Source organism: Leptothrix toolikensis (SeqCode) (genome assembly GCF_057922285.1).
This window is the reverse complement of sequence record NZ_JBYSVC010000002.1, coordinates 80966-89187: the sequence shown is the minus strand read 5'-3', so window position 1 is coordinate 89187 and position 8222 is coordinate 80966. Positions and strand designations below refer to the sequence as shown.

At 61.7% G+C, this 8222-nt stretch carries 8 protein-coding genes; 3 read left to right on the top strand and 5 right to left on the bottom strand.

All coding sequences use genetic code 11. The features are described from left to right. The 4 genes from AC3VI7_RS00845 to AC3VI7_RS00830 form a co-directional block, all read right to left on the bottom strand. A partial coding sequence (locus AC3VI7_RS00845; RefSeq protein ID WP_489671364.1) for a branched-chain amino acid ABC transporter permease occupies positions 1 to 733 on the bottom strand: 733 nt, incomplete at its 3' end. A gap of 10 nt (positions 734 to 743) precedes the next feature. Continuing rightward, on the bottom strand, positions 744 to 1673 hold the full coding sequence (locus tag AC3VI7_RS00840) for a branched-chain amino acid ABC transporter permease (RefSeq protein ID WP_489668197.1): 930 nt from the start codon (positions 1671 to 1673) through the stop codon (positions 744 to 746). Positions 1674 to 1715: 42 nt separating this feature from the next. Next, positions 1716 to 2513, bottom strand: coding sequence for an ABC transporter ATP-binding protein (locus AC3VI7_RS00835; protein ID WP_369419006.1), 798 nt, complete (start codon positions 2511 to 2513; stop codon positions 1716 to 1718). A 2-nt stretch (positions 2514 to 2515) separates the two neighbouring features. Continuing rightward, positions 2516 to 4462: an AMP-binding protein gene (locus AC3VI7_RS00830; protein WP_489668196.1), complete on the bottom strand. Its 1947-nt coding sequence runs from the start codon at positions 4460 to 4462 to the stop codon at positions 2516 to 2518. A gap of 157 nt (positions 4463 to 4619) precedes the next feature. Between AC3VI7_RS00830 and AC3VI7_RS00825 the strand changes: the two genes are divergently transcribed. Together AC3VI7_RS00825 and AC3VI7_RS00820 are read left to right on the top strand one after the other, a co-directional pair. Continuing rightward, positions 4620 to 5345, top strand: coding sequence for a Crp/Fnr family transcriptional regulator (locus tag AC3VI7_RS00825; RefSeq protein ID WP_489668195.1), 726 nt, complete (start codon positions 4620 to 4622; stop codon positions 5343 to 5345). 33 nt (positions 5346 to 5378) lie between these two features. Continuing rightward, positions 5379 to 6047, top strand: coding sequence for a hypothetical protein (locus tag AC3VI7_RS00820; RefSeq protein WP_489668194.1), 669 nt, complete (start codon positions 5379 to 5381; stop codon positions 6045 to 6047). 12 nt (positions 6048 to 6059) lie between these two features. Here AC3VI7_RS00820 and AC3VI7_RS00815 read toward each other — a convergent pair whose 3' ends face one another. Beyond that, positions 6060 to 7616 (bottom strand): winged helix-turn-helix domain-containing protein, encoded by a 1557-nt coding sequence (locus AC3VI7_RS00815; protein ID WP_489668193.1) that lies wholly within the window; start codon positions 7614 to 7616, stop codon positions 6060 to 6062. A 208-nt stretch (positions 7617 to 7824) separates the two neighbouring features. On the opposite strand from AC3VI7_RS00815, the gene AC3VI7_RS00810 reads away from it, so the two are divergent. Beyond that, the gene (locus AC3VI7_RS00810; RefSeq protein ID WP_489668192.1) at positions 7825 to 8187 is read left to right on the top strand and encodes a group I truncated hemoglobin; all 363 of its coding nucleotides are present in this window, start codon (positions 7825 to 7827) and stop codon (positions 8185 to 8187) included. Positions 8188 to 8222 lie beyond the last annotated feature (35 nt).

Below are 8222 nucleotides of genomic sequence, written 5' to 3'. Positions count from 1 at the left end.
CACCGGCCACGCCGACCACAAAGCTGCTGACCGCAAACGCGCTGAGCTTGGCGTGGATCGGGCGGATGCCGATCACGGCCGCTGCCACGTCCATGTCGCGCATCGCCATCCAAGCGCGGCCGATGTGGCTGCGCACCAAGTTTTTGATCAGCAGGGCAAAAAGCGCCACAAAGCTCAGGCAAAACAAGTACTTCTGCACCGGGGTGTCGATGGCGAAGCCGAAGACTTGCAAATCAGCCACGTTCACGGAGCCCGAAGACGAGTCGTTGGTGAACCACTTGATGCGCAGGAACGCCCAGTCGGTGAAGAACTGGGCGGCCAGCGTGGCCACGGCCAGATACAGCCCTTTGATGCGCAAGCTGGGGATGCCAAAGAGCACGCCCACGCCAGTGGCGCAGACGCCGCCGAGCAAAATCGCCACGATCAGCGGCATGCCCTCGACCCGCACAAACGCGTTGTAGGCCATGTAGGCCCCCACCGCCATGAAGCCGCCGGTGCCGAGCGAGATTTGCCCGCAGTAGCCGACCAGCACGTTCAGGCCCAAAGCGGCCAAGGACAAGATCAGGAAGGGAATCAGCACCGCCCGGAAGACGTACTCGCTGGCCAGCAGCGGCACCGCCACGAAGGCCACCAACATGAGCAAGCTGATGGCGATGCGGTCTTGGCGGATCGGGAAGATCTGCTGATCAGCGCTGTAGGTGGTTTTGAACTGGCCGTTCTCGCGGTAGAGCATGGTGTGTCCCTCAAACCCGATCAATGATTTTTTCGCCAAACAAGCCTTGGGGGCGGATGAACAGCACCAGCAGCGCCAGCACGTAGGCGAACCAGATTTCAATCCCGCCGCCCAGCATCGGGCCGATGAAGACCTCAGAGAGCTTTTCGCCCACACCGATGATCAAGCCGCCGATGATCGCGCCCGGCACCGAGGTGAGCCCGCCCAGAATCACCACCGGCAAGGCCTTGAGCGCGACCAGCGAGAGCGAGAACTGCACCCCGAGCTTGGAGCCCCAGATGATCCCGGCCACCAAGGCCACAAAGCCGGCCACCGACCAGACGATCACCCAGATGCGGTTCAAGGGAATGCCGATGGATTGCGCCGCTTGATGGTCGTCAGCCACTGCGCGCAGCGCCCGGCCGGTGCTGGTGTATTGGAAGAACGCGCTCAGCACCACCACCAACGCCGCTGCGATCAGCGTGGCCACCACGTCTTCTTGGCCGATGAGGATGCCGCCTGGAAAGATCGACTCGAACAGAAAGATCGGGTCTTTGGGCATGCCGACGTCGATCTTGTAGATCGCCGAGCCGAACAGGGTTTGGCCCGCGCCGTCGAGAAAGTAGCTGATGCCCAAGGTGGCCATCAGCAAGGTGATGCCTTCTTGATTGACCAGTCGCCCGAGCACAAAGCGCTCGATCACCCACGCCACCGCAATCATCACGCCCATCGCGCCGGTGAAGGCCAAGGCGTTGGTGATGAGCTTGTTGTCCAAGCCGGTCAGGGCTGGAAGCCACTCGGCAAAGCGCGCCATCGCCAGTGCCGCGAACAGCACCATCGCGCCTTGGGCGAAGTTGAACACCCCCGAGGCCTTGAAGATGAGCACAAAGCCCAGCGCGACGAGCGAGTACAGCATGCCCGTCATCAGGCCGCCGATCAGTGTTTCGAGGAAAAATCCCATGGTGTCGTTGCCTCGTGAGGTCAGTGGCAAATCAATGGCATATCAATGACTGGTGCCGAGGTAGGCGCTGATCACGTCGTCGTTGGCGCGCACCTCGGCGGGGCTGCCGTCACCGATCTTCTTGCCGTAGTCGAGCACGACCACGCGGTCGGAGATGTCCATCACCACGCCCATGTCGTGCTCGATCAGGACCACGGTGGTGCCGAATTCGTCGTTGACGTCGAGGATGAAACGGCACATGTCCTGCTTTTCTTCGACGTTCATGCCGGCCATCGGCTCATCAAGCAACAGCACTTGCGGCTCCATCGCCAAGGCGCGGCCCAAATCGACGCGCTTTTGCAAGCCGTAGGGCAGCCGGCCCACGGGGGTTTTGCGGTGGGCCTGGATTTCGAGGAAGTCGATGATCTTTTCCACCTTCTCGCGGTGCTCGCATTCCTCGCGCTCGGCTGGGCCGATGCCGAAGGGGTTGCGCAGCGCTTGCCAGAACAGGTTGCTTTTCATGCGCAGGTTGCGCCCGGTCATGATGTTGTCGATCACGCTCATGCCCTTGAACAGGGCTAGGTTCTGGAAGGTGCGGGCCACGCCCATTTCGGCCACCTGCCGACTGTTCATGTGGCTAAAGCGTTGCCCCCGAAAGGTGATCTGGCCTTCTTGGGGGGTGTAGACGCCGTTGATGCAGTTCAGCATCGAGCTCTTGCCCGCACCGTTGGGGCCGATGATCGAGCGGATCTCGTGCTCGCGCACGTCAAAGCTGATGTCGGTCAGCGCCTTGACGCCACCGAAGCGCAGGGAGATGTTGCTGACGTCGAGGATGACGTCGCCGATCTTGCGTTGAGCCATGGTCAGGCGGCTTTCCGATGGGTGGGGAAGGTTTTGGCGTCAAGGATCTTGAGTGTGGCGGCGACGCTGCCGCTGCGACCATCCTCAAACTTGACTGCCGTTTCGATGTACTGCTCGGTCTTGCCGCTGTAAAGCGCCTCCACCAGCAGGTGGTATTTGTCGTGGATGAAGCCGCGCTTGACCTTGCGGGTGCGGGTCATCTCGCCGTCGTCGGCGTCGAGCTCTTTGTGCAGCACCAAGAAGCGGTGGATCTGGCAGCCGGCGAGTTTTTCGTCGAGCGCCAGATCGGCGTTGACTTGCTCGATGCAGTCGCGGATCAGGGCGTAAACCTCAGGTTTTTGAGCCAGATCGGTGTAGCCGGCGTAGGGCAGGTTGCGCTTTTCAGCCCAGTTGCCGACGGCTTCGATGTCGATGTTGATGAAGGCGCAGACCTGCTCACGCCGATCACCCAAGGCCACCGCTTCCTTGATGTGCGAAAAGAACTTGAGCTTGTTCTCGACATACTTGGGCGCAAACATGCCGCCGTGATGTGGGCCACCGACCAGCCGACCGACGTCTTTGGCGCGGTCGATGATCTTCAGGTGCCCGCCTTCGTCCAGATAGCCCGCATCCCCCGTGTGATACCAGCCTTCGGCGTCCAGCACTTCAGCGGTGGCGGCCGGGTTTTTGTAGTACTCCTTGAGCAAGCCCGGCGACTTCACCAGCAACTCACCCGTCTCGCTCACCTTGATCTCGACGCCCGAGATGGGCACGCCCACGGTGTCGGCCTTGACTTCGTGGTCGGGTTGCAAGCAGACAAACACGGCGGTTTCGGTCGAGCCGTAGAGCTGCTTGAGGTTGATGCCGATCGAGCGGTAAAAGCTGAATAGATCCGGGCCGATGGCCTCACCGGCGGTGTAGGCCACGCGCACCCGGCTCAGACCCAAGGTGTTGCGCAGCGGGCCGTACATCAGCACGTTGCCCAAGGCGTAGTTCAAGCGGTCCAGCAGCCCCACGGGTTTGCCGTCCATCAGCGCCGGGCCCACGCGCCGGGCCACGGCCATGTAGTGCTGGAACAGGCCGCGCTTGAGGCGGCTGGCGTCTTCCATGCGGATCATCACGCTGGTGAGCAAGCCTTCGAAGATGCGCGGCGGGGCGAAGTAATAGGTCGGGCCGACTTCTTTCAAGTCGATGGTGACGGTGCTGGCCGATTCGGGGCAATTGACCACGTAGCCACAGACCAGCCACTGGGCGTAGGAAAAGATGTTCTGACCGATCCACGCCGGTGGCAGGTAGGCCAGCACTTCTTCGTGGGCGTTGAGGTGATCGAACGCTGCCCCGGCCCCGGCCCGGTCGATCAAGCTGGCATGGGTGTGGACCACGCCCTTGGGGTGGCCGGTGGTGCCTGAGGTGAAGAACATCGCCGCCACGTCCTCGGTCTTCAGCGCCTCGATCGCTTGCTCAAGAAAGACCGGGTGTTGCTGCGCGTGTTGACGACCGGCGTCGATCAAGCTGTCGAGCGAGCCCAAACCGGGTTCGTCGTAATGACGCAGGCCGCGTGGATCGTCGAACCAGATCTGTGCGAGCTTGGGGCACTGCTCGCGGATTTCGAGCATCTTGTCCACTTGCTCTTGGTCTTCGACCACCGCAAAGCGCACGTCAGCGTTGTGGATCGGGAAGACGAATTCGCTGCTGGCGGCGTCTTGATAAAGCGGAATCGGCACCGCACCCAGCGCTTGCGCGGCCAGCAAGGTGGCCGATAGGCGCGGGCGGTTGTCGCCAATCACCACCAGATGGTCGCCGCGTTTGACGCCGGCCAAGGCCAAGCCGCTGGTCAGATGGCGCACCAACTCGCTCAGCTCAAGCCACGTCAGCGTCTGCCAGATGCCGTACACCTTCTCGCGCAACGCGCTGGCGTGGGGGCGCTGGGCGCGGTGGTCTAGCATCAGACGTGGGAACGTCGCCTGCATCTTGGGTCTCCTGAAAACCGTCCCTGGATCGGGCCATGGATGGGTCCATGGGTGGGATAGGGGCGGATCGTAGGCCCATGTTTGACGTTATGTTGTCGGCTTGACGACAATTTAGGGGTCTTCACCCCCCGTGATTTCCCCAACCTGGTGCGCTGCCATGCCCATACATCTGCCTTTACGTGATCGTGCCCGAACCCTCAGCTCGGCCGAATTGGCGGGTATTCCTTGGCTCAACACCTTGGACGGTGCCGATCAGCGCTTCGCCATCGACGCCTTGCGCGTGGCCACGGCCGAGGCCGGCGACATCCTGTGCCGCATCGGCCGACCCGTGACGTGGTGGTTTGGTGTCATCGACGGCTTGCTCAAGATGAGCAACGACAGCGCCGGCGGGGCCCCCATCACGTTCACCGGCGTACCCCCTGGCGCTTGGTTTGGCGAAGGCACCTTGCTCAAGCGCGAGGCCTATCGCTACAACATCGAGGCCCTGCGGCGCAGCACCGTGGTGGGCTTGCCGGTCGAGACCTTTCATGCACTGCTTGGGCGCAGCATCCCCTTCAACCGCTTTGTGCTCAATCAGCTCAACGAACGCTTGGGCCAGTTCATCGCTGCGCGCGAGATTGATCGGCTCAACGACCCCGACTCGCGCGTGGCACGCAGCTTGGCCGCCCTGTTTCATCCGGTGCTGTACCCCGGCGTGGGCGAGTTGCTGCGCATCACCCAGCAAGAACTGGCGTACTTGGTGGGCTTGTCACGCCAACGCACCAACGAAGCCCTGCACACCCTGCAAAACCAAAGCCTGATTCGCATCGAATACGGCGGCGTGCGCGTGCTCGATTTGGACGGCCTGCGCATGTGCGTTACCGCCAAGGCAGCACCCCTATGATCCGTGGCTTTCCATCTGAAAGAGAGTCCGTTGATGTCCTACCGCCATCTTCTCTTGGTTTCTTGCACCGCTGTGGCCCTGATGTTGAATGCTTGCGGAGGCGGCGGGAGCAGCGCCACCACCAACGCTACCAACACCAACACCGCCACAACGACCTTGGGCGCGGCCTTTCAGCCGGCGTGGAACGCCTTTCAACAGCAAAGCGCGCCAAGCGCGAGCGCGGTGTGGTCGATCACGGTTAGCGGCACGGCTGCCAACATGGTGATGGGCAGCTACCCGATCACCGGCTCCGGCACCGTGACCCAAACCACCCGGACCACCGCCCAGCAAAGTCTCGAAGTGACCCGCGTCTACGCCATCACCGCACAGGTGGCGGGCAACACGGTGCCGCAGCTCTACACCGACGTCAGCACCTACGACCCGAGCACCTTGGCCTACTTGGGCGGCACGTTCACCGATGGCTCCGGCAGCACCAGCCCCAAGACCACCCACGACATCCTCTGGACCACCACGGCCGCCGACAGCTTCAGCGCGCAGTTTCTCAACCTGCCCGACACCACCACCGTCGCCGCCACCCGCAGCTTCCGCCTCAGCCCCACCGGCCAACTCCTGCCCGTCAACGACGACTTAACCACCCTGGCCAGCGTCCAAACCGCCTTCGGCCCCTTGATTTTTAATGCGGCGATTCGGGTGGTGTATTGAGGCGAGATGGGCTCAACCCAATCCCGCCTGCCTCAAACCGTCCCGGAATAAACGGGTGGTTTGCGCGTCTAGCCGGAAGGCAGCCAACAAGTCGGCGATGCGGTAAGTGGGGCGCTGACGCCGAATCTGCTCCAACTGGGTCTGAGCGTCACGCTGCCGGCCAGCGAGAGCTAGGCTGCATGCGGCGATGCCACGGATGTGTGCATGGGCATTGGACTGGGCGGCCGCCTGAATCGCCCAGTCGGCAGCATCCGCAAATTGGCCCAAGCGCAACAGCGCGATCACTCTCGCTCCCAACATGCCAAACAACAATGGGTCATGCGGGCTGAGTCGGCGTGATCGGTCGGCCGCACCAATTGCGGCCTGCGGATCGCCTGCTTGGGCCTGAACGAAGGCCAGCGAGTAATGGGCAAGCGCAAAGCTTGGACTCAACTCCACCGTCTGTTGCAGCGCTTGGAGGGCGTCGTCTTGCCTGCCGAGGAGCCAATAGGCCCGACCTAGCGCCAAATGAGCTGCGGGTTGCCGATCATCGGCGGCCAAGCTGTCCTGTGCGGCTTGTAGTGCTAGGTTCGAGGCGTGTGCAGCGTTGCCCCAACTCTGGAAAGCATTTTGAAAATGAGTGAAAGACAACCCTGCATGCGCAGGGGCGAAAGAAGGCGCTTGTTGGATCGCGGCTTGAAAGAACTGCTGTGCTTGCTCGTTGTTGGCTCGTTCGAAGCGGTACATGTGCCCCAAGCCACGGTGGTAGGCGAGCCAAGCGTTGAGTGAGTGGGCCGGCAGACGCAGCGAGCGGGCGCGTTCAGCCGCCTCGACTTCGCTGGCAATGTTGGCGACAACGAAATGGCCGATGTCGTCCAGCATCTCCAACAGATGATCTTGCTGGGCCACGAATGTGTCGTCCCACAAAACATGGTTGCTATGCGCATCGGCTAGCTCCACGTCCACCGCGAGGCCGCGAGGGTGAAGCCGCACAGCGCCGCTGACCACGTAATCGGCTTGCAGCAGCTGGGCAGCTTCCAGCGCGCCGAATCCCCGGGCTTGCAGTGCTAACACACTGCCATGCGCAATGACTGCGGTGCTGCGCAGGCGCGCCAAGCGGGCGATGAGATCGTGGGTCAAGCCGTAAAGGTGGGTTGCACTCACTGAGGCGTCTATGTCTGTACCTGCACCGATTTCAGCGCGTAGCGGCATGACGACAACGCTGGCGTATCGATCAGTGCTGGGCGCAGATCCAGCCCGCCCGCCTGCGGCGTCATCATCTTGAATCTGAACCGGGGCTAAAAAGCGATACCCACGACGCGGTACGGTGGCGATGCAGGCTTGGCGATGACCATCGTCGCCAATGGCCCGACGGGCTGATTTGACACAGGTGCTCAAGGCTGCGTCGGTCACGACTTTGCCGTGCCACAGCCGGTCTAACAGCTCTTCACGCCCCACTGTGCGGTCACGATGGGTGGCGAGATGCACCAAAAAATCGAAGACCAAAGGCTCGACGGGCCACACCGCACCGCCACGGCGCAACTGGTAGCGTCGGGTGTCTAGCGAGCAGTCGAGGAAGGTCAGCAACATGGCTGTGCGCCCAGAGCGTGCGGATCAGCTCGGTCCGAAAGATCAACCGGGCGGTCTGATGATAGCGGAAGGCCCTGGGGGGTGTTCCTCATCGAAACCTCAGCATTTCCACGATGGAAAGTCATGTGACGTCCGAAAGATCTCGCTACTGTTTCGATCACAGAAGGGGCGATATGGAGTCGCCCAGAGACATAGAAGGAGATTCAAAATGAACGCTTCCCTTTACGAACGCTTGGGCAAAGCTGATGGCATTGGCCGTCTAGTTGATGACGTTATGGCGGCGCATTTGGCGAACCCGACGATCAAGACTCGCTTCGAGCACATTGCTGATCTAGACAAAGCCAAGCGGCTGGCACGCGAATTCTTCTGCATGGGTGCAGGAGGCCCCGAGGCTTACACCGGCCGCGACATGCTCACGGCCCACCGTGGCATGAACATCAGCGAACAGGAGTATCTGGCTGTCGTGGATGACATCATGGGTGCATTGACCAAGAACCAGAGCGATAGCGCAACACAGCATGAGGTGCTGGGCATTTTGTATTCGCTCAAGGGCTCAATCGTGCGTGTTTGAACGCCTCTGCACCGTAGCTCGTCAGCCTTTCGTGT